Annotated in this window: 15 protein-coding genes and 1 tRNA gene; 12 read left to right on the top strand and 4 right to left on the bottom strand. The window is 62.1% G+C overall.

Features of this window, described 5'->3' with window-relative positions; translation table 11 throughout:
* Nucleotides 1–71 precede the first annotated feature (71 nt).
* The 8 genes from ACIPY3_RS12410 (at nucleotide 72) to pyk (ending at nucleotide 12,507) form a co-directional block, all read left to right on the top strand.
* Complete coding sequence (locus ACIPY3_RS12410) at nucleotides 72–344, top strand: HGxxPAAW family protein (protein ID WP_387436269.1); 273 nt, start codon at nucleotides 72–74, stop codon at nucleotides 342–344.
* A gap of 2 nt (nucleotides 345–346) precedes the next feature.
* Nucleotides 347–1,165 carry an indole-3-glycerol phosphate synthase TrpC gene (gene trpC, locus ACIPY3_RS12405; protein ID WP_400334467.1) on the top strand — a complete coding sequence of 273 codons (819 nt, stop codon included), beginning with the start codon at nucleotides 347–349 and terminating at the stop codon, nucleotides 1,163–1,165.
* Between the two features lie 108 nt (nucleotides 1,166–1,273).
* Nucleotides 1,274–2,650, top strand: a complete 1,377-nt coding sequence (trpB, locus tag ACIPY3_RS12400; protein ID WP_400334742.1) for a tryptophan synthase subunit beta — start codon at nucleotides 1,274–1,276, stop codon at nucleotides 2,648–2,650.
* Nucleotides 2,650–3,462 carry a tryptophan synthase subunit alpha gene (trpA, locus tag ACIPY3_RS12395; RefSeq protein WP_400334465.1) on the top strand — a complete coding sequence of 271 codons (813 nt, stop codon included), beginning with the start codon at nucleotides 2,650–2,652 and terminating at the stop codon, nucleotides 3,460–3,462. Before trpB ends, trpA begins: the two co-directional genes overlap by 1 nt.
* Nucleotides 3,463–3,483: 21 nt before the next feature.
* Nucleotides 3,484–4,638: a prolipoprotein diacylglyceryl transferase gene (lgt, locus tag ACIPY3_RS12390; RefSeq protein ID WP_400334464.1), complete on the top strand. Its 1,155-nt coding sequence runs from the start codon at nucleotides 3,484–3,486 to the stop codon at nucleotides 4,636–4,638.
* A gap of 259 nt (nucleotides 4,639–4,897) precedes the next feature.
* Nucleotides 4,898–9,511, top strand: coding sequence for a glutamate synthase large subunit (gltB, locus tag ACIPY3_RS12385; protein WP_400334462.1), 4,614 nt, complete (start codon nucleotides 4,898–4,900; stop codon nucleotides 9,509–9,511).
* Nucleotides 9,504–10,961, top strand: coding sequence for a glutamate synthase subunit beta (locus ACIPY3_RS12380; protein WP_400334460.1), 1,458 nt, complete (start codon nucleotides 9,504–9,506; stop codon nucleotides 10,959–10,961). The genes gltB and ACIPY3_RS12380 overlap by 8 nt, the downstream gene beginning before the upstream one ends.
* Before the next feature lie 55 nt (nucleotides 10,962–11,016).
* On the top strand, nucleotides 11,017–12,507 hold the full coding sequence (pyk, locus tag ACIPY3_RS12375; protein ID WP_400334458.1) for a pyruvate kinase: 1,491 nt from the start codon (nucleotides 11,017–11,019) through the stop codon (nucleotides 12,505–12,507).
* A gap of 257 nt (nucleotides 12,508–12,764) precedes the next feature.
* On the opposite strand, the gene ACIPY3_RS12370 is transcribed toward pyk, so the two are convergent.
* Nucleotides 12,765–13,370: an ANTAR domain-containing response regulator gene (locus ACIPY3_RS12370; RefSeq protein WP_400334456.1), complete on the bottom strand. Its 606-nt coding sequence runs from the start codon at nucleotides 13,368–13,370 to the stop codon at nucleotides 12,765–12,767.
* 188 nt (nucleotides 13,371–13,558) lie between these two features.
* Here ACIPY3_RS12370 and ACIPY3_RS12365 point away from each other — a divergent pair.
* Nucleotides 13,559–13,640: transfer RNA gene (locus ACIPY3_RS12365), tRNA-Leu, on the top strand.
* 134 nt (nucleotides 13,641–13,774) lie between these two features.
* Complete coding sequence (locus tag ACIPY3_RS12360; RefSeq protein ID WP_400334454.1) at nucleotides 13,775–14,857, top strand: tyrosine-type recombinase/integrase; 1,083 nt, start codon at nucleotides 13,775–13,777, stop codon at nucleotides 14,855–14,857.
* Between the two features lie 627 nt (nucleotides 14,858–15,484).
* On the opposite strand, the gene ACIPY3_RS12355 is transcribed toward ACIPY3_RS12360, so the two are convergent.
* Nucleotides 15,485–16,072: a recombinase family protein gene (locus ACIPY3_RS12355; protein ID WP_400334452.1), complete on the bottom strand. Its 588-nt coding sequence runs from the start codon at nucleotides 16,070–16,072 to the stop codon at nucleotides 15,485–15,487.
* Nucleotides 16,073–16,258: 186 nt separating this feature from the next.
* Between ACIPY3_RS12355 and ACIPY3_RS12350 the strand changes: the two genes are divergently transcribed.
* Nucleotides 16,259–16,777: a hypothetical protein gene (locus ACIPY3_RS12350; protein ID WP_400334451.1), complete on the top strand. Its 519-nt coding sequence runs from the start codon at nucleotides 16,259–16,261 to the stop codon at nucleotides 16,775–16,777.
* A gap of 146 nt (nucleotides 16,778–16,923) precedes the next feature.
* Nucleotides 16,924–17,238: a hypothetical protein gene (locus ACIPY3_RS12345; RefSeq protein WP_400334450.1), complete on the top strand. Its 315-nt coding sequence runs from the start codon at nucleotides 16,924–16,926 to the stop codon at nucleotides 17,236–17,238.
* A gap of 62 nt (nucleotides 17,239–17,300) precedes the next feature.
* On the opposite strand, the gene ACIPY3_RS12340 is transcribed toward ACIPY3_RS12345, so the two are convergent.
* Both ACIPY3_RS12340 and ACIPY3_RS12335 read right to left on the bottom strand, forming a co-directional pair.
* Nucleotides 17,301–19,106, bottom strand: a complete 1,806-nt coding sequence (locus ACIPY3_RS12340) for a sacsin N-terminal ATP-binding-like domain-containing protein (RefSeq protein WP_400334448.1) — start codon at nucleotides 19,104–19,106, stop codon at nucleotides 17,301–17,303.
* The gene (locus tag ACIPY3_RS12335; RefSeq protein ID WP_400334446.1) at nucleotides 19,103–19,996 is read right to left on the bottom strand and encodes a hypothetical protein; all 894 of its coding nucleotides are present in this window, start codon (nucleotides 19,994–19,996) and stop codon (nucleotides 19,103–19,105) included. Before ACIPY3_RS12335 ends, ACIPY3_RS12340 begins: the two co-directional genes overlap by 4 nt.
* Between the last annotated feature and the right edge of the window lie 282 nt (nucleotides 19,997–20,278).

Below are 20,278 nucleotides of genomic sequence, written 5' to 3'. Positions count from 1 at the left end.
GTCGGACGATGTCCCGGCCGCCGTCAATAAATGGCAGAATGTAAGCAGTATTCATCCCGAGGAGATTTCACATGAGCAAAACCACCGTGTCCGCAAACCAAGCAGAGTCCAAGATGGCCAGCCACGCTGACGCCATTGGTCACGGCAACAGCCCGGCTGCCTGGACCTGCGTCATTGTGATGCTCGTTGGCGCCCTGATTTCTTCCATTGCCTTCGTCATCGCCAGCACCCCGATCTTCATTGGCGGAATCGTGGTCATGGTCATCGGCCTCATTGTTGGTTGGGCCATGCGCAAGGCGGGCTACGGAGTAGGCGGCAGCAAGCTGCAGAACAACGGCCACTGATCGTGACCGTTCTTGATGACATCATTGTTGGCGTCAAAGAGGACATGGAGGCCCGTCGCCGGCTGGTGTCCCCGGTAGAGATCAAGGACCGCATCGCAGCAGCGAAACCGGCCCGTGATGCATGGGCCGCCCTGGGTGGTCCGTCTGCCAGCCGCGATGAACTCAAGGTCATCGCCGAGATCAAACGCCGCAGTCCCTCCAAGGGGGACCTGGCGCCGATCTCCGATCCCGCATCCCTTGCGGTCCAGTATGCGGATGGCGGAGCCTCCGTGATCAGCGTGCTGACCGAGCAGCGCCGCTTCGGCGGTTCCCTGGCCGACCTCGATGCTGTTCGGGCCGCCGTCGATGTCCCTCTGCTGCGCAAGGACTTCACGGTGGACGAGTACCAGATCCACGAAGCACGTGCCCACGGCGCGGACCTTATCCTCCTGATCGTTGCTGCGCTGTCCGATGCCCAACTGGCGGACTACAGCGCCCTGAGCCACGAACTCGGCATGAACGTGCTCGTGGAGACGCATACGGAACAGGAAATCGAACGCGCCATCGCGGCTGAGGCCCGGATCATTGGGGTCAACGTCCGCAACCTCAAGACGCTCGACGTCGACCGTTCGGTTTTCGGGACGCTGGCGGGACTCATCCCGGCTGAGGCGGTTGTGGTCGCCGAATCCGGCGTGCGCACCGCCGAGGACGTCAGCGATTACGCCGCCAGCGGCGCGAACGCCATCCTGGTGGGCGAGGCTTTGGTCAGCGACCAGACGCCCCGCGAACGCATTTCTGAATTCAAGGCAGCTGGAGCTGCCGCCATCGCCGTCAGGAACTGAGGCAGTACCTGAAGCAAGGCGACAGCCATGAGGCAGCCCGGGCAATCGCCCGAGGCTGCCTTGTGGTACGTGAACTACCCAACTAACTGGAACAGGACGGTGAGACTGATGGTGGACGCGCCAACAGCCGGCTCGGAGCAGAATGCGGCCGACGCATTCCTGGCAGGTGGCACCTCGCTGCGCAATGCCGCTGGGCCCTACTTCGGCAAGTACGGTGGCCGTTGGATGCCCGAGTCCCTCATCGCCGCCCTCGACGAGGTCCAGGACACGTTCGAGAAGGCAAAGGCCGATCCCGGGTTCCTCGCCCAGCTGAAGGACCTCAACAAGAACTACTCCGGCCGTCCGTCGTTGCTCACCGAGGCCAGGAACTTCTCGAAGCACGCCGGTGGGGCAAGGATTTTCCTTAAGCGGGAAGACCTCAACCACACCGGATCCCACAAAATCAACAACGTCCTTGGCCAGGCGCTCCTGGCCAAGCGCATGGGCAAGACCCGCGTCATTGCCGAGACCGGTGCTGGACAACACGGCGTAGCCAGTGCCACTGCGGCGGCCCTCCTTGGCCTCGAATGCGTTGTCTACATGGGAGCGGAGGACTGCCGCCGCCAGGCGCTCAACGTTGCCCGGATGCAGCTTCTTGGTGCAACGGTGGTGCCGGTAACCAACGGTTCCCAGACGCTGAAGGACGCCATCAACGACGCCCTCCGCGACTGGGTCTCCAACGTGGAGAACACCCACTACCTCCTCGGCACAGCCGCTGGAGCCCACCCGTTCCCGGCCATGGTCCGGTTCTTCCACGAGGTCATCGGCGAAGAGGCCCGCGCCCAGATCCTGGAGCAGACCGGGAAGCTCCCGGACGCCATCTGCGCGTGCATCGGCGGCGGATCCAACGCAATCGGCCTGTTCCACAGCTTCCTGGATGACGCATCCGTGAAGATCTACGGCTTCGAAGCCGGCGGCGAGGGCGTGGAAACCGGCCGGCACGCCGCAGCCATTTCCTTGGGCCGCCCGGGTGTGCTCCACGGTGCCCGCTCCTACCTCATGCAGGACGAGGATGGACAGACGATTGAGTCGCACTCCATCTCGGCGGGCCTGGACTACCCCAGCGTTGGCCCGGAACACTCCTACCTTGCCGACATCGGACGGGTCACCTACGAGCCCATTACCGACACCGAAGCAATGGACGCCTTCAGCCTCTTGTGCCGTACGGAAGGCATCATCCCTGCCATCGAGTCCTCCCACGCCCTGGCCGGAGCCATCAAGGTGGGGCAGCGCCTCACCGAAGGCAAAGAGAATCCCGCCGAGGTTTCCGTGATCGTGAACCTGTCCGGCCGTGGCGACAAGGATGTGGAAACCGCGGCAGCCTGGTTCAACATGCTCGACGACGAGGGGCACGTGCGGGGGACCACCCTGTCCACACGCAAGCCCAAAGGCCCGTCGGAGCGATCTTCCGAGGCAACTGCTGACGTGAACGGGGACCAGGACTAATGACTGAACAATTTGCCAGCAAGTCTGCTGCCGCCATCGACCGCGCCAAGACCGAAGGACGGGCCGCCCTGATCGGCTACCTGCCCGCCGGATACCCTACCGTGCAGGAAAGCATCGATGCCGGCATTGCCCTGGCGCGCAACGGCGCCGACCTCATCGAGATCGGCATTCCGTACTCTGATCCCGTGATGGATGGCCCCGTTATCCAGGCAGCCACCACGGAAGCCATTGCCAACGGTTTCCGTGTTTCCAACGTCTTCGACGTCGTAGCCGGGATCACCGCGGTCACGGATGCGGCAGTGCTGGTCATGACGTACTGGAATCCGGTGATGCGGATGGGCGTGGGCGAGTTCTCGCGGCGCCTGGCTGAAGCCGGGGGAGCGGGCCTCATCACTCCGGACCTGATCCCGGACGAGGCCGCCGAATGGTTCGAAGCGTCGGACAAGTACGGTCTGGACCGTGTCTTCCTGGTGGCGCCCTCCTCGACACCTGAACGCCTGGACATGACCGTGAAGGCCAGCCGTGGATTTGTCTACGGCGTGTCCATCATGGGTGTCACCGGTGCACGCCAGTCGGTCAGCAGCAGCGCCGAGGACGTTGTGGCCCGTGCACACGCAGCAGGGGCCGAGCGGGTATGCGTCGGCCTGGGTGTTTCCAACCCGGACCACGTCCGCGAAATCGCCGCCTACGCCGATGGCGTGATCGTTGGAACCGCCCTCGTGGCGGCGCTCCGCGATGGCGGCGTCGATGCCGTCGGGCAACTCACCAAGAACCTCAGCGCCGGCCTGGGCCGCGCAGCTGCAGACGCCTAGGAAAAGGAACAGCAAAGCCCCATGCAGACCGTCCTCCACGCAGCGGCAATGGTCCCCTTGAGTATTCCGAGCCCCTCGTGGTCCGGTTTCGACATTCCGCTGCCGTGGGGGACGTTGCGCATCCATGCGTATGCGCTCTGCATCCTTACGGGCATCATCGTTGGCCTGTGGCTGACGTCCGTCCGCTGGAAGCGCCGAGGCGCTCCCGAGGGCAGCCTGTGGGACATCGCCATATGGGCCATTCCGTTTGGCATCATCGGCGGGCGCCTGTACCACGTGTTTTCGTCACCGGACGCGTACTTCGGTCCTGGCTTCGATGGCACCGGTGACCTGTCCCTGATCCCACAGATCCAGCGCGGTGGCCTCGGCATTTGGGGTGCTGTGGTCCTGGGGGCAGTTGGCGCCTGGATTGGTTGCCGCCGTGCCGGGCTGAAACTGACGGCTTTCCTCGACGTGGCGGCTCCGGGCCTCCTGCTCGCCCAGGCGATCGGACGATGGGGCAACTGGTTCAACCAGGAGCTGTTCGGGGCGCCCACCACGCTTCCCTGGGGGCTGCAGATAGATCCTGCCAATGCGAACTTCCCGGCCGGAATGCCTGCCGACACGCTGTTCCACCCGACATTCCTCTATGAGTCCTTATGGAACCTGGCGGGTGTGGCCCTGCTCCTGGTCTTGGACCGCAGGTTCCACTTCCGCCGCGGCCGCCTCTTCTGGCTCTACGCCATGTACTACACCGTTGGCCGCGTGTGGATCGAAGCGCTAAGGATAGACGACGCCGAGCAAATCACCCTCTTCGGGATCACCACCCGGCTTAATGTTTGGACGAGCATCCTGGTGTTCGTGGTGGCCCTGGCGATCTTCCTGGTCCTGGGACGCGGTGGCCGACCGGTGCCTGATACCCCGTATTTGGCGGGGCGGGAGCCCGAGGCGGCATCCCCCAAAGATGACACTTCGGTGACGAGCGTCACGAGTCATGATGTGGAACGATCTGTCTCAGATAGTGGTTCCCGTGATAATCTCCCTGATAACCAAAGCGATCCGGGCCACGTTGACGAGCCGCAGGAAGCAGCAGGGGATTCCGGCAAGGCGGCTCAGGCCACGCCGGTATCTGGAACTGCCGCGACTGCCGCGAGGAAGGCCCCCGGATCTACGCCGAAGGCTGACGACACCAAGTAGTCGCTTTCGGTAAAGGGGCAACAGAGTCACCGCTCGTAGGGCCCAGTCCACAGCGTCGTGGCACCCCGGAATCCGGATCGCAACATACCGATGTTCACCGGTCTCGCCGGGGCCAGTGGTCTGCGTAACTGTTAGTTTCGCAAGGCTGGCTGGCCTACAATTTCCAATAACTAGCGCTTTGTTGTGCCCATCACAGGCAAGCAAGGTGGGGCCAACGTTGTCCCTTCCATACGCACGATCACGAGGAAGGACGTCTCCCATGACCCATCTTCATAACCCCGGTTGGTCCGAAAACATCGAACCCCAGGGTGCCATGTCTCCGTTCAAGCGCTTCGCTGCGCTTCCGGAGGCCCAGGGGCTTTACAACCCCGATGCGGAGAAGGACGCCTGCGGCCTGGCCATTATTGCCACGCTCCGCGGGGAACCGGGATACGACATCGTGGAAGCGGCACTGACTGCCCTCCGCAATCTCGAACACCGCGGTGCCGTTGGCGCCGATGAGGGCACCGGTGACGGCGCAGGCCTGCTCATGCAGGTACCGGACGAGTTCTTCCGTGCCGTCACTGAATTCGAACTGCCGGCTCCCGGACAGTACGTAGTGGGTACGGCATTCCTGCCTGCCGAGTCGCGGGAAGCTGCCACGGCCAAGGCGGGCATCGAGTCGTTGGCTGCTGACGAGGGACTGACGGTCCTGGGCTGGCGCGAAGTTCCCGTGGTGGCAGACCTGGTTGGTGCCATGGCCCGTGCCTGCATGCCCTACTTCTCCCAGCCGTTCTTTGCTTCGGCCACTGGCGAGCAGCTTGAGCGGAACGAACTCGACTCCCGCGCCTGGCGGATCCGCAAGCGTGCCCAGAACAAGTTCGGCGTGTACTTCCCCTCGCTGTCCTCCCGCACCATTGTGTACAAGGGCATGCTGACCACGGCACAGCTGGAGCCGTTCTACCCGGACCTCTCGGACAAGCGCTTCAAGACCAAGCTGGCGATCGTCCACTCGCGCTTCTCCACCAACACCTTCCCGTCCTGGCCGTTGGCCCAGCCCTTCCGCACCATCGCCCACAACGGCGAGATCAACACGGTCAAGGGCAATCGGAACTGGATGCGTGCGCGTCAGTCGCAGCTCGCCAGCCCGCTCCTTGGCGATACCCCGGAAGAGCTGTACCCGATCTGCACCCCGGGCGCTTCCGACTCCGCGTCCTTCGACGAAGTAGCCGAGCTCCTGTGGCTTTCCGGGCGACCCATCACGCACTCGATCATGATGATGATCCCGGAAGCGTGGGAGAACCATGCCACCATGGATCCGGCACGGCGCGCCTTCTACGAATACCACTCGCTGCTCATGGAACCGTGGGACGGTCCTGCAGCTGTTTCCTTTACTGACGGCAACCTTGTGGGTGCCACCCTGGACCGCAACGGCCTGCGTCCCGGCCGCTACTGGATCACCGAAGACGGCCTGATCGTCTTCGCGTCCGAAGTCGGCGTGATCGAGGTCGAGCCAGCCAACGTGGTCAAGAAGGGCCGCGTTGCCCCGGGCAAGATGTTCCTGGTCGACACAGAGGCGGGCCGCATCATCGACGATGCCGAGGTCAAGGCCGAGGTTGCTGCAGCCAACCCGTGGGCCGAGTGGCTCAAGGACAACCTGATCGACATCAACGAACTCCCCGAGCGTGAGCACGTGCTCCACACGGCTGCCTCGGTGAACATCCGGCAGCGGACCTTCGGCTACACCACCGAAGAACTGAAGATCCTGCTTGGACCGATGGCCCGTACGGGTGCCGAGCCCCTGGGCGCCATGGGATCTGACACTCCCGTTGCCGTGCTCTCCAAGCGCCCCCGCTTGCTGTTCGACTACTTCGTGCAGTCCTTCGCGCAGGTCACCAACCCGCCGTTGGACGCCATCCGCGAGGAACTCGTAACGTCACTGAAGTGCGCCATCGGTCCCAACGGCAACCTTCTGGACGGCAAGCAGGTCCGCCAGCCGCAGATCTCCCTGCCGTTCCCCGTGATCAACAACGACCAGCTCGCCAAGATCGCGAACATCGAAAACGCCGACGGCGACCGCATCGCCATGAAGGTACGCGGGCTCTACCGCCCCGAAGGTGGAGAAGCAGCCCTGCGTGCCCGCCTGACCGAAATCTGCGAGCAGGTTTCCGGCGCCATCAACCGTGGCGTGCAGTACATCGTGCTGTCCGATCGTGACTCGAACGCTCAGTGGGCGCCCATCCCGTCGCTCCTTCTGGTCAGCGCCGTGCACCACCACCTGCTCCGGAGTGCAAACCGGACCAAGACCGCCCTGGTGGTCGAGGCCGGCGACGTCCGCGAGACGCACCATGTGGCCGTGCTGATCGGTTACGGTGCTTCCGCCGTCAACCCGTACTTGGCCATGGAATCGGTGGAGCAGCTGATCTCCAACGGCGACGTGGTGGGCGTGACTCCGGAAGACGGCGTCTACAACCTCATCAAGGGCCTGGGCAAGGGCGTCCTGAAGATCATGTCCAAGATGGGCATCTCGACGGTTGCTTCCTACACCGGCGCACAAACCTTCGAAGCCCTGGGCCTGTCCCAGGAACTCGTTGACGAATTCTTCTCCGGTACCCACTCGCAGTTGGGCGGCGTCGGCCTGGAAGTCATCGCGGCCGAGGTTTCGGCCCGCCACCAGATGGCCTACCCCGAGGGTGGCATCGAGCACCCGCACCGCCCGCTCCTGGGTGGCGGCGAGTACCAGTGGCGCCGCGACGGCGAGCCGCACCTCTTCAACCCGGAGACCGTGTTCCGCCTGCAGCACGCCACGCGCGAACGCCGCTACGACATCTTCAAGCAGTACACCAAGGGTGTTGACGACCAGTCCGAAAACCTCATGACCTTGCGCGGCCTGCTCAAGTTCAAGGACGGTATCCGCCCTGCGGTCCCGCTCGAGGAAGTGGAGCCGGTCTCCAGCATCGTCAAGCGTTTCTCCACGGGCGCCATGAGCTACGGCTCCATTTCCAAGGAAGCGCACGAGACGCTGGCCATTGCCATGAACCGTTTGGGTGCCAAGTCCAACACGGGTGAAGGCGGCGAGGATGTGGACCGCCTGCTGGATCCGGAGCGCCGCTCCGCCATCAAGCAGATCGCTTCCGGCCGTTTCGGTGTCACCAGCCTGTACCTGACCAACGCCGACGACATCCAGATCAAGATGGCCCAGGGCGCCAAGCCCGGCGAGGGTGGCCAGCTGATGGCGCAAAAGGTCTACCCCTGGGTGGCGAGGACCCGCCACTCGACCCCTGGCGTCGGTCTGATCTCCCCACCGCCGCACCACGACATCTACTCGATCGAAGACCTGGCGCAGCTCATCTACGATGCCAAGCGCGCCAACCCTTCGGCACGAGTGCACGTGAAGCTGGTTTCGGAAGTCGGGATCGGCACTGTGGCGTCCGGCGTGACCAAGGCGAAAGCCGACGTCGTGCTTGTCTCAGGTCACGACGGCGGTACCGGCGCCTCGCCGCTGAACTCGCTGAAGCATGCGGGTGTGCCGTGGGAACTCGGTCTCGCCGAGACGCAGCAGACCCTGATGCTCAACGGCCTGCGCGACCGTGTGGTGGTCCAGGTTGACGGCCAGCTCAAGACCGGACGCGACGTAGTCATTGCCGCCCTGCTGGGTGGCGAAGAGTTCGGTTTCGCTACGGCTCCGCTGGTGGTCGAAGGCTGCATCATGATGCGCGTCTGCCACCTGGACACCTGCCCGGTGGGCGTTGCCACGCAGAACCCCGAGCTCCGTGCCCGGTTCTCCGGCAAGCCCGAATTCGTGGTCAACTTCTTCGAGTTCCTCGCAGAAGAAGTCCGCGAAATCCTTGCCGACCTTGGCTTCCGCAGCATTGAAGAGGCGATCGGCCACGCCGAGGTGCTGGACACCCGCGACGCGATCGACCACTGGAAGGCCGACGGGCTGGATCTTGATCCGATCCTGCACGGCCTCGAGTTCGACGACGACGTTCCGCTGCGCAACATGGTGGGCCAGAACCACGAACTGGACAAGCACTTCGACCAGCGGCTCATCACCATGGCGCAGGAAGCACTCAGCGACCGCATGCCTGTCAAGATCACCCTGGACGTCATCAACACGGACCGTTCCGTGGGTACCATGCTGGGCCACGTGGTGACCAAGACCTTCGGCACCGATGTTCTGGCGACGGACACGATCGACGTCACGCTCAACGGCACGGCCGGCCAGTCCTTGGGAGCCTTCCTGCCCGCAGGCATCACCTTGCGCATGTTCGGCGACTCCAATGACTACGTTGGCAAGGGCCTCTCCGGTGGACGCATCATTGTCCGCCCGGACCGCACCAACGTATTCCAGGCCGAGCGCAACGTCATTGCAGGCAACGTCATCGGTTACGGTGCCACCAGCGGTGAGCTCTTCCTCCGTGGCCAGGTGGGCGAACGCTTCCTGGTCCGCAACTCCGGTGCCACCGCTGTCGTCGAAGGTATTGGCGACCACGGTTGCGAGTACATGACCGGTGGCCAGACGGTGATCATCGGCCGCACGGGCCGCAACTTCGGTGCCGGCATGTCCGGCGGTACGGCCTACGTGCTGGACCTGCAACCCGAGCGCGTCAACAAGGACGCCCTGGACTCCGGCGAGCTTCAGCTCCTTGAACTGGACGCCGAAGACCGCGACATTGTGCACGGCCTCCTCGTCAAGCACGTCGAGGAGACCGAATCCGTCCTGGCCGGCCGCTTGCTCGAAAACTTCGACGACACTGCTGCCCGCATCACCAAGGTACTGCCGCGCGACTACGCTGCAGTCCTGCAAACCCGCCTCAACGCCATCGAAGAGGGCCTCGACCCCGATGGCGAAGAAGTATGGTCCCGAATCCTGGAGGTAACCGGTGGCTGATCCACGCGGATTTCTGAAAGTCCGGCAGCGCGAGACGCAGCCACGCCGTCCCGTTCCGGTCCGCATCATGGACTGGAAAGAAGTCTACGAGGCCCAGGAGAAGGGCGTCCTGAAGAGCCAGGCCGGCCGCTGCATGGACTGCGGCGTTCCGTTCTGCCACCAGGGGTGTCCGCTGGGCAACCTCATTCCCGAGTGGAACGACCTCGTTTGGCGGGACAAGGGCGAGGAGGCCATTGAGCGCCTCCATGCCACGAACAACTTCCCTGAGTGGACCGGTCGCCTCTGCCCGGCTCCCTGTGAAGCGTCCTGCGTACTGGGCATCAACCAGCCTGCCGTGACCATCAAGCAGGTTGAAGTTTCCATCATCGATGAAGCCTTCGACAACGACTGGGTCCAGCCGCTTCCGCCGACGCGCCTCACCGGCAAGACGGTAGCCGTGGTTGGCTCGGGTCCCGCCGGCCTCGCTGCCGCACAGCAGTTGACGCGCGTTGGTCACACGGTTGCCGTGTACGAACGCGACGACAAGATCGGCGGCCTGCTCCGCTACGGCATCCCCGACTTCAAGATGGAGAAGGACCAGGTGGATCGCCGCCTGGACCAAATGAAGGCTGAAGGCACCCGCTTCCGCACCGGCGTCGCCGTCGGTACGGACGTGACGTGGGAGCAACTGCGGCGCCGCTACGACGCCGTGGTGATCGCCACCGGCGCCACCGTTCCGCGCGACCTCCCCATCCCCGGCCGCGATCTCGATGGCGTCCACTTCGCCATGGACTACCTTGTGCCTTCCAACCGTGTGGTTGCGGGGGAGAACCCCGAAAACCACATCGACGCCCGTGGCAAGCATGTGGTCATCCTCGGTGGCGGCGACACCGGTGCAGACTGCATTGGTACCGCGCACCGCCACCAGGCAGCCTCGGTCACCACCCTGGCGATCGGCAAGCAGCCGCCGCTGGAACGTGCGTCGCACCAGCCGTGGCCGACGTTCCCCACCCTGTTCGAGGTGGCTAGCGCCCACGAAGAAGGCGGCGAGCGTACCTACCTTGCGTCCACCGTTGAGTTTGTTGGCGAAAACGGCAAGCTGACCGGAGTCAAGGTTGCCGAAACGGAGTTCGTCGACGGCAAGCGCCTCCCCAAGGCCGGAACCGAGCGGGTCATCCCCGCGGACCTCGTGTTCCTCAGCCTCGGCTTCACCGGCGCCGAGCCGGCAGGCATCACCGAACAAGTAAGTGCAGAGTTTGACGCCCGTGGCAACGTTGCCCGTGATGGCTACTACATGACGAATACCGAAGGCGTGTTCGTTGCCGGCGATGCCGGACGTGGCCAGTCTCTGATTGTGTGGGCCATCGCCGAAGGCCGTGCGTGCGCGGCCGCCGTCGATAAGTTCCTCATGGGAAGCACGATCCTCCCGGCACCGGTCGCCCCCACCGACCGGGCAATCGCGGTCTTATAGCGCCGGCAGGAATGTTCTTTTACTCAATCAGCAGAACACTACTTAGGGTAGGTATATGAGACGCGCGAAAATTGTGGCAACTTTCGGCCCGGCTATCTCCAGCTATGACAACACCCTCGCGGTGCTGGAGGCCGGCGTCGACGTTGCGCGTATGAACATGAGCCACGGCGATTACTCCGTGCACGACAACACCTACGAAAACGTCCGCAAGGCTTCCGCCCAGTTGCAGAAGCCGGTGGCCATCATGGCCGATCTCCAGGGGCCCAAGATCCGTCTGGGCCGCTTTGTTGACGGACCGCACGAGCTGGCTGTTGGCGACACCTTCACCATCACCACCGAAGACGTCCCCGGAACCAAGGACATCTGCTCCACCACGCTGAAGAGCCTCACCGAGGACGTCAACGTTGGCGACGCTTTGCTCATCGACGACGGCAAGGTTGCCCTGCGCGCCATTGAAGTTGACGACGTCAAAGTTGTTGCCACCGTTACCGTTGGCGGCAAGGTCTCCAACAACAAGGGCATCAACCTCCCCGGTGTTGCCGTCAACGTCCCCGCCCTGAGTGAAAAGGATGAGGACGACCTCCGTTGGGCCCTCAAGCGCGGCGTTGACCTGGTTGCCCTCTCCTTCGTCCGCGACGCTGCCGACATCAAGCGCGTCCACGAAATCATGGACGAAGAAGGCCGCCGCGTACCCGTCATCGCCAAGATCGAAAAGCCGCAGGCCGTGGACCAGCTCCACGAAATCATCGACGCGTTTGATGCCATCATGGTTGCCCGTGGCGACCTCGGTGTTGAACTGCCGCTTGAAGAGGTGCCGATCGTCCAGAAGCGTGCCATTGAACTGGCGCGCCGCTGGGCGAAGCCGGTCATCGTGGCCACCCAGGTCCTGGAATCCATGATCGACAACCCGCGTCCGACGCGTGCAGAGGCTTCCGACTGCGCCAACGCAGTGCTCGACGGCGCCGACGCTGTGATGCTGTCCGGTGAAACCTCGGTGGGGCAGTACCCGATCGAAACCGTCAAGACCATGGCCCGGATCATCGAATCCACCGAGGAGCACGGCCTGGAGCGCGTACCTCCGCTGGGCACCAAGCCCCGCACCCGCGGTGGCGCGATCACCCGTGCCGCTGTGGAAATCGCCGACCAGTTGGACGCCAAGTACATCTGTGCGTTCACGCAGTCCGGCGACTCGGCCCGCCGCCTGTCCCGCCTGCGTCCGGTCAAGCCGGTTTTCGCGTTCACTCCGGTTGAGCACGTGTGGAACCAGCTGGCACTGACCTGGGGCATCCGTCCGGTGCTGGTCTCCATGGTGGGACACACCGACGAGATGACCGCCCAGGTGGACAAGAGCCTGCTGGACATGAAGCTCGTTGAGGAAGGCGACCTGGTGGTCATCGCAGCCGGTTCCCCTCCAGGACAGGCCGGATCCACCAACTCGCTCAAGGTCCACAAGGTAGGCGACCTCGCCGATACCTCGGCCGTGGATTCCTCACGCAAGGAACCGGTTGGTCCTTGGCCAGAAAAGAAGTCCAAGGCGAAGGCGTAGTCTTCGTTCTTTCGATGGGCAGGTCCCGCCGGGTGGCGGGGCCTGCTTTTCGTTTTAAGCACGACGTCCGTTCGGCACGACGGCGGGTGGTCGGGTTTGGTGTGCTGCGCCCCGGTGAGTGCGGCGCAGCGGCGATTGCCGGCGTCGTGGTTTTGCTTCCGGAGGCGCGACGGTCGCCGGGGTGATTGCCGGCGTCGTGGTTTTTGAACGCAGAAGGGCGGCTTCCGAATCGGAAGCCGCCCTTCGTTGGCTTGGTGCTAGTTGACCTGGTTAATGATGGTCTCAGCGACCTCACGCATGCTGAGGCGGCGGTCCATGGAGGTCTTCTGGATCCAGCGGAACGCCTCGGGTTCCGTCAGGCCCATCTTGGTGGTCAGGAGGCTCTTGGCGCGCTCCACGAGCTTGCGGGTGGCGAACTGCTCCTGCAGGTCCGAAACCTCGTTCTCAAGGGCCTTGATCTCCTCGTGGCGGGAGAGGGCGATCTCGATGGCGGGGACGAGGTCAGCCGGGGTGAAGGGCTTGACGACGTAGGCCATGGCGCCGGCGTCGCGGGCACGCTCGACGAGTTCCTTTTGGCTGAAAGCCGTGAGGAGCACAACCGGTGCGATGCGTGCCTTCACGATCTTTTCGGCTGCGGAGATGCCATCCATTACGGGCATCTTGACGTCCATCAGGACAAGATCGGGCTTCAGTTCTTCGGCCAGTTCAACAGCCTTTTCGCCGTTATCTGCCTCGCCGACGACGTCGTAACCCTCACCCTTCAGGATCTCGATAATGTCCAGGCGGATGAGGGTCTCATCCTCGGCGACGACAACGCGTCGGGCCGGCTGGGCTGTGGGGGCGGACTCCGTCTGTTCGGTCACGGGATCTCCTTGCAAAGGTTCGGCGGGTTCAAGTCCATCTTAGTGTGGACGCTTCCGGGGCAGGTTTTGTTGCACCCGGCGCGCCCGGTTCTTTGAAACAGCCTATCTGCATGTAGAGTAGTTTCGCGTGCTGGGAACGGATCGCGTTGCTCACAGAAATGTAGCTGCTTTCCACCCGGTATCTCCGCGCCCGAGTGGCGGAATTGGCAGACGCGCCGCACTCAAAATGCGGTATCGAAAGGTGTGTGGGTTCGAGTCCCACCTCGGGCACTGTGTTGTCGCAGGTCAGGGGCCTATATGGCCCCTGACTGTTGACAAAACCCCCAAATCTGTTGACACGGAACTAGCATTTTCATGTGGCTAGTATCCGGAAACGCGTCAGAAAAGACGGCTCATCGTCGTTCATGGTGGTCTGGCGTGACCCCAAAATCCGGAAGCAACAGGGCATCACTGTCGACTCCGAGCACGAGGCCGAAACCCTGAAGCGGTTGCTCGATGCGAACGGCCAATCCTTCGAAATTGCGCAGCAGGCACTCCTCGACAATTCGAAGCGCGTGCCGACCGTTGCCGACGTTATCCAGGAGCACATTGACCTCCTGGTTCGGCCGTCCAGCGGCACTGTGAAGACTTACCAGACCATGCTGGATCTCCATGTGAAACTCGTCATCGGCCACGTCCCCGTCGACAAGCTGGACTACCGCATGATTGCCTACTGGGTGAAGTCGATGGTTGCCAAAGGACGCTCGCCGAAGACGATCAAGAACGTGCATGGGCTCATCTCCGCTGCGATGAGCACAGCAGAGATGCTCGGCTACATCACCCGGAATCCGTGCAGGGGAGTCCAGTTGCCGAGCGTCGAGAAAGCTGAGGACGAGATGATGTTCCTCACCCACGCCGAGTTCGGCCTGATCATGGACGGTATGGGGGAGCGGTACCGGGATTTCACGAACTTCCTCGTGATGACCGGGACGCGGTTTGGGGAAGCGACGGCGCTGACTGTCGCTGACATTGATTCGCTGGGGAAGCCGGCTACGGCTCGCATCAACAAGGCGTGGAAGCGTGATGGTCAGAATCAGTTCTACATTGGGCCCACGAAGACTGGAGCTGGGAAGCGAACGATCGGGCTGAATCCTGCGCTGGTGGATCTGTTGGTTCCGTTGGTTGCTGGGCGTCCAAGCAAGGATCTGCTCTTCTGCACGCCCAAGGGGGAGCGGATCGTGCACAAGCTGTACTGGCACCACTACTGGGTGCCGGCAGTGAAGGCTGCCCAGCTTCGTGGGCTCCGGAAGGATCCACGTATTCACGACCTTCGGCACACGCACGCGTCGTGGCTGATCCAGGATGGGGTGCCGATCTTTACGATCTCGCGGCGGTTGGGGCACGCTTCTATCAAGACAACGGAGCAGGTCTACGGACACCTCATGCCTGAGGCATTGCAGGTTGGTGCGGATGCGATGGAGCGCCAGGTCGCGGCGTTTATGCGGTGAAGCTTCTCCTTGGCCCTAGGAGACTAGGCGGTTGCGTGCCCTAGTTCCGATAAGCCTGGTGCTGGTGGGATTGGTGCCGCTGGCCGCTGGCGCCGGTTGAGAGGTAGGCGGGATCTCGCTGAGCCTGGCTATTTCTGCGATGTGCTCTGATGTAAACACGATCTTGCCCTTGCCCCAGCACGCATGGGGGAACCGGCCGGCCGCAGCGCCGTCCCGGAGCCATCCCTCACTGCAGCGCATAAGTGCGGCAGCTTCCGCTGGTTCGAAGAATTCCATGTCCATGTAGTCCGCCTTCGTTTTGTTGGCCGCGACAGTTCATTTCGGAGCCATCGGAATCAGACATGACGACGTGATCAAGCCGCACGTTTCCCCGCAGGCTCCTTGAGTCTTCCGACTTTGCCAGGTGGGACCATGGGACTGTTCTAGGGACCGTCGTCTCAAAGTGTGGCGTTTGAGGTTCTATAGCCCCTCTTAACGCGCCAATGAGCGCACCGCTCAGGACATGGATCTGATGGCCGTCGGGTCCAATGTTCGTTAGTGGCACAGCAGGCTGTTGCCTGATCGCTTAAGCCTATTGGCCCACGACGTCGTGCCCGGCATGAGGCACCAGGTCTTTCCGTCGGGACTTCACAAGCCCGTGTTGTGGGCGGGGGAGCGGGGCGGCAGGTATCGGTACAGGGTGGTTCGCGCAAGGCCGGTCTTTGCGACGATCTCGCGCATGGGCGCACCCTTCTCACGCAGCAGAAACGCGTGTTCGAGCTTGGCGGCGTCCACCACGGGAGGCCGGCCGGTTCGGCGGCCGTTGGCTGTGGCCACGGCGGGGGCGTGAACTGCCCGTTCGGCCGCGTAGGTGCGTTCCATCTCGGCGAAAAGCGCCAGCATGCCGACAACGAGCTGCGCCATGGGGCTGTCAGCGTTCGAGATGCCGATGCGCAGGGTATCGGCCAGGGTTCGGACACCGACGCCACACCCTTCGAGCTCGCGCATCAGGTTCAGGGTGTCCCTGACGGTGCGGCCAAGGCTGTCCATGGTGTGGACGACGATCACGTCGCCGTCCGAAGCGTGCTCGAGTGCAGAGTGGAGCCCGGCCGGTCCGTAGTGGCTCCGCTCCCTTTTTGTCCGCGAACACTTTGGTGATGCCGGCGGATGCAAGGGCATCGAGCTGCCGGCCAGCTCCTGTCTGGCCCTGGAGACCCGGGCGTATCCGATATCCATGCGTGCACCGAACCGGAAGTTGCTTCTGTGACGGTCCTCGTTCTCCCGGGTTTTGGTATTACATCCGGTACAAAAATTTCCTCGAAGTTATGCGGATCCGGGTGTGGGGAGTGGCCCGACCTGGTGTTTTCCACTTCTAAGGAACCGGGACAGCATCCTCGCCAGCGTACCTGTCATCATTACAAGATGACTGACTCCAGCCCAACGCTCCAGCAAGTCCTGGAGCAAGCACGAACTGCCGCGTATCAGTACATGGTTAATGGTGAGCGTTCGGGTTTGGGCTGGGATGAGGAAACCACTGCCAATGTCATGCTCGTAGAGGTCCATCCGCTTGTGCACGTCGTTCCTTTCACCAGGAATCAAGAGGGGGGTGATAAGCGATTGAACGACGGTGGAGCGGGTGTAGGGGCTGACTGGTTATGGTGGTGGGTTGGTCAGGATGGCACTTCCTTCGGCATGATTGTGCAAGCTAAGCGACTCAAGAAAGACAAGGAACAATGGACCATCGACTTTGGGTATAAGTCCGGGAAGCAGTGGCAAGATCTACACGCGACGGCGGATGCCCTCAAAGTAGCGCCGAGCTATGCGCTTTATCTTGGCCCCCCAAACTACAGGAAGCCTGTTGAATGCGGTGTGAAGGATCACCCTTCCGACTACGAGCAGTGCGACCGTTGCATCCGTAAGTCGGTTTCGTTCTACCCGTAGTGTTGGCCGACGGCATAGGAGTAGGGCCCACAGTTGCCTATAAGCAGTCCATCCCGCTGGAGAGCATCGCAGATCCACAAGCGGACACCGAAACGCCTCATGCACAAAAATGGACTTTCGGACTAACGCCGGAGCTGGCGGAATTCATGACCACCGAAGCGGCCGGTGTGCCCCAAGCTGTGGCAAAACAACTAGTGTCCAAGGCGAGGGAGAGGCGATCCTGGCAATTCGATCTTATGGAAAAGACCCTGACCGATCAGATCAGTGAGGATTTCGTGTTTGAGTCCCTGCCGCTCGACCGGGGACACCTTTCCGCGCCCTACTTTCCCCAAATATTGCGGGGGTTGCGTCGAACACCGCCAGGGTACGTTCTCAACGTTCTCAACGGACATTCACCTGTCGGACTCGACACAACATCGTTGGCCGGCCTAGTCGTTATCCGCGCTGATACCTTCAACTGACTTGTCTCCCAACTAAAGGAACTGGGGCTTGACCCTTTCACGAACGTCGTGAGCAGCAGCATCTAGTGGACGATCTCAACGTACCGACTCCAGTCGCTGTACTCCCACTCCCAGCGGCGGCATACGCGTTCTCTGGGTACCATGTCACGGATCGGATCGAGGAGCGCTAGTTGTGCGGATGATCCATCACCGATGACCAGTGCCAGAAGATAGCGAGGGGATGCGCCGACCATTACGGCCATTTCATTGTTGGTCAGTGCGAAGCGTGCGTCCTTGCCTTCGACTTTCTTGACCTCGATGTGGACATCTGCGCCGTCAGCGTTGGTGCCTGCTAGGTCATACCCGACGTTCTGGCGACTGACATCCTGAAGGCTCCATCCACGGGCGTTGAGATGTTCCATCGCGGCTATCTCTGCGGCACGCCATCGAGTGAGCGCGCCCCCGAAGCTGACCTCGGATGGGACGAGTGGCGTGCTGTTTGTCGCAGTCGAAGGGGCCTGGTTGTTGGATTGCGATGGCGCTGCTGACTGCCCAGCAAAAAGCTGTTCCCTGACGGTCAAAGGACGCCCCTCAACTCGAGCCAAATCGACGAGATGCTTGGTGAGAGCAGCCCGCGTCTCGCCGGACAATGAGTGTGGCTCAACCTTCTCAGCGATCTCCTTAGCCCGCAGGGTAGGCGCGTCGAAGATAGTGCGTAGCGCTCGAGCCTGAGACGAAGCGTCTTGTCTGTAGATGGACACTGGCGCGCCTTGAGGGAAGATCCGGGGCACGTCAGAGGACTCAAGCGGGACCTCGGAGAACGCGAAGGGCCAACTGATCGTCGCGAATGCTGACTTCATGGCTTTGAGCAGCATGCCGGATGGAGTTGATTTATCGGCCATGACTACCGTACGCAGGTCTTCGCCGGACAGGATTAGCGACCAGAGCCGATCGCAAACGGGGTTTGACGGGTCTGCGAGGATCTGGGCGAGAAGCTTTCCGATTGTCGCGATCACTGTACTGGTGCTGTCGTCACACGCTATAGCATGCGTTCGAGAAGGTTCGGTGAGAAGGTGCCCGGAAGCCACGATTGGCAGTGAAAGTTCATCTTCGAGCGGGAGAAAGCAACATAGCCGGCCATGTCGTCCGGTGATCGACTCGGCATGGGGGTTCAGCGGGACCAGGAGGATGGAGTCGCCCTCTGCAGAGCGCTCGAATTCGGCGAGGCGTCCGTCAATCTCCAGTGTGACATGGTTGGTGGAACGAATGCAGCGGATCTTCCGTTGGCCGCCTGGCCGGAGGATGGTCAGGTCGGTGACGTTGCGCAGGAACAGCATTGCAACTGGGTCGAGCACAAGCTGGTCGCGTTGGCCAGGGATGAGATTCAGCGTGAACTGTGCGCCCGCCTCGGGCTCAGTCTCCATGACAGAGGCGGGGACGCGGAGTAGCGGCACGGATTCGACTGGCGTTTGGAGCGCTGAAGCCGCAGCCTCACGGTTGAAGATGAGCCTAACGCCGACTGAAGTAACACTTACCTCTTCTGAGAGGGCAGCGACAGCTTTGAAGCCGATGCCTCGGTAGCCGATCGTATTGTGGTCCCGCTTCTTGCTCGAAGTGGCACTACGGCATAACGCCTCGATGTCCCTCTCGTTGAATGCTCTCCCGTTGTTGCGCCACGCCAGACGTGTCGGATCGCTCATGTCGGCTACGACGGTTGTGGAACCCGCATCGTCCGAATTCTGCAGGAGTTCGTACAACACTCTGGTGCGGTAGGTCTCAGCCAAGAGGGACTCGATCCGTGCCATCTCATGGAACAGCCCAGGGGCTAAGGCATGTTCCTGAATCAGCTGGGCGCGCAGGGCTCTGGCTGCACTAACGACTGGGTTCACGTCACAGCATCCTGGATGCGAATCACGACACGAGCAGGATCACCTGAAAAGTCTTGGAGATCGAAGCTGACGACCTGTATGAATGAGGGGTTGCGTTTAGGGACCGCACCGCCATTGCCGACTGTAACCCACCTGTAGTTCGAGGTCTCTCGCTGGTCTAGAAGGAAGCCTGTGGCGTCAAAGACGTCCACGAATACATCGGGAGCTTGGGCCACAAAGTCTCCGTATTGGTCCAGTCTTGCATCCGAATCGCCGTAAAATTCCTCAGAGTCTTTGTATGCCGCAAAAAGGTCTTCTGCGCTGCCCAGCGAATGGATGGCCCGCACCGAAACTTCGAGTCTCTTGCCATCCCGCACTAATGCGGAGTGTTCCTTCACGTCCATAGTGACCCCTCGCAGGGTTGTGTAGTCGACGACTTCGCACGGCATGTCACGCCAATTGAAAGATGGCCTGGAGTGCCAGCCATCTATCTCTTCCCAGTCGACGCCCCCGATCCATACATAAAGGTCTTCGGGGTCCCCCTTGCCCTTGCCTTGCCAAAGCTCCATGGAGGCAGAAACCATTTTCGGTACGCGAAGCTCCCTCTTCTTCAGCGGGAGGATCACCTCCTGATAGGACATGAGGGCCCCGCGCGAGCGTGACCGTAGCTGCCACACGATCGACGGCAGGTAGTCGCTCTCGGAGAGATTTGTCGCATCGTAGCGGACTTGCCAATCGTTAGCATGGAAGTGTACTTGGGCCGACGCTGCAACTCGGTAGAACACCTGTCTAGGGCCGTAGTCCTCCTTGACTAGGCGTGCCTGAAAGTTGGAGATTTCCCAGCCCAGCACCGAGAGTCCGACCTCGTCGATCTCGAAATTCAGCGGGGTGATTCGCTTGTTTTCCGCCACTGCCTACCCTTCCAGGAGTCCTCTAGTTTGGCGAAAGCGTATCGGAAAAAGAGCCCTTTATCGGTGAATGTCCCTGCCCGCCGTCAACGTTGCCATACTCAGGTAAGGAAAAGAGCAGCCGTTGCGGGGCAGCGTCGAAGCGTGCCAGCCGTCTGCTTAGGATGCCCGCGGAGAGATTCTCCATAGGGTACTTTCGGATCAGGCCCCAAAACGTTGAGACCCCGTGGTCATAATGACCATGGGTGCGCGGACTGATTGGACGGCATGGTTCTCGATCGGGAT

This window comes from Paenarthrobacter sp. NPDC089714, from assembly GCF_044748905.1.
In the GTDB taxonomy this organism is placed as follows: Bacteria; Actinomycetota; Actinomycetes; order Actinomycetales; family Micrococcaceae; genus Arthrobacter.
This window is presented reverse-complemented; position numbering and strand designations above follow the sequence as displayed.

Coding starts and splice junctions, on each gene's coding strand:
- ACIPY3_RS12410 (WP_387436269.1), top strand. CDS start 72: ATGAGCAAAACCACCGTGTCCGCAAACCAAGCAGAGTCCAAGATGGCC.
- trpB (WP_400334742.1), top strand. CDS start 1,274: ATGGTGGACGCGCCAACAGCCGGCTCGGAGCAGAATGCGGCCGACGCA.
- trpA (WP_400334465.1), top strand. CDS start 2,650: ATGACTGAACAATTTGCCAGCAAGTCTGCTGCCGCCATCGACCGCGCC.
- lgt (WP_400334464.1), top strand. CDS start 3,484: ATGCAGACCGTCCTCCACGCAGCGGCAATGGTCCCCTTGAGTATTCCG.
- gltB (WP_400334462.1), top strand. CDS start 4,898: ATGACCCATCTTCATAACCCCGGTTGGTCCGAAAACATCGAACCCCAG.
- pyk (WP_400334458.1), top strand. CDS start 11,017: ATGAGACGCGCGAAAATTGTGGCAACTTTCGGCCCGGCTATCTCCAGC.
- ACIPY3_RS12360 (WP_400334454.1), top strand. CDS start 13,775: ATGGTGGTCTGGCGTGACCCCAAAATCCGGAAGCAACAGGGCATCACT.
- ACIPY3_RS12355 (WP_400334452.1), bottom strand. CDS start 16,072: ATGGATATCGGATACGCCCGGGTCTCCAGGGCCAGACAGGAGCTGGCC.
- ACIPY3_RS12350 (WP_400334451.1), top strand. CDS start 16,259: ATGACTGACTCCAGCCCAACGCTCCAGCAAGTCCTGGAGCAAGCACGA.
- ACIPY3_RS12345 (WP_400334450.1), top strand. CDS start 16,924: ATGACCACCGAAGCGGCCGGTGTGCCCCAAGCTGTGGCAAAACAACTA.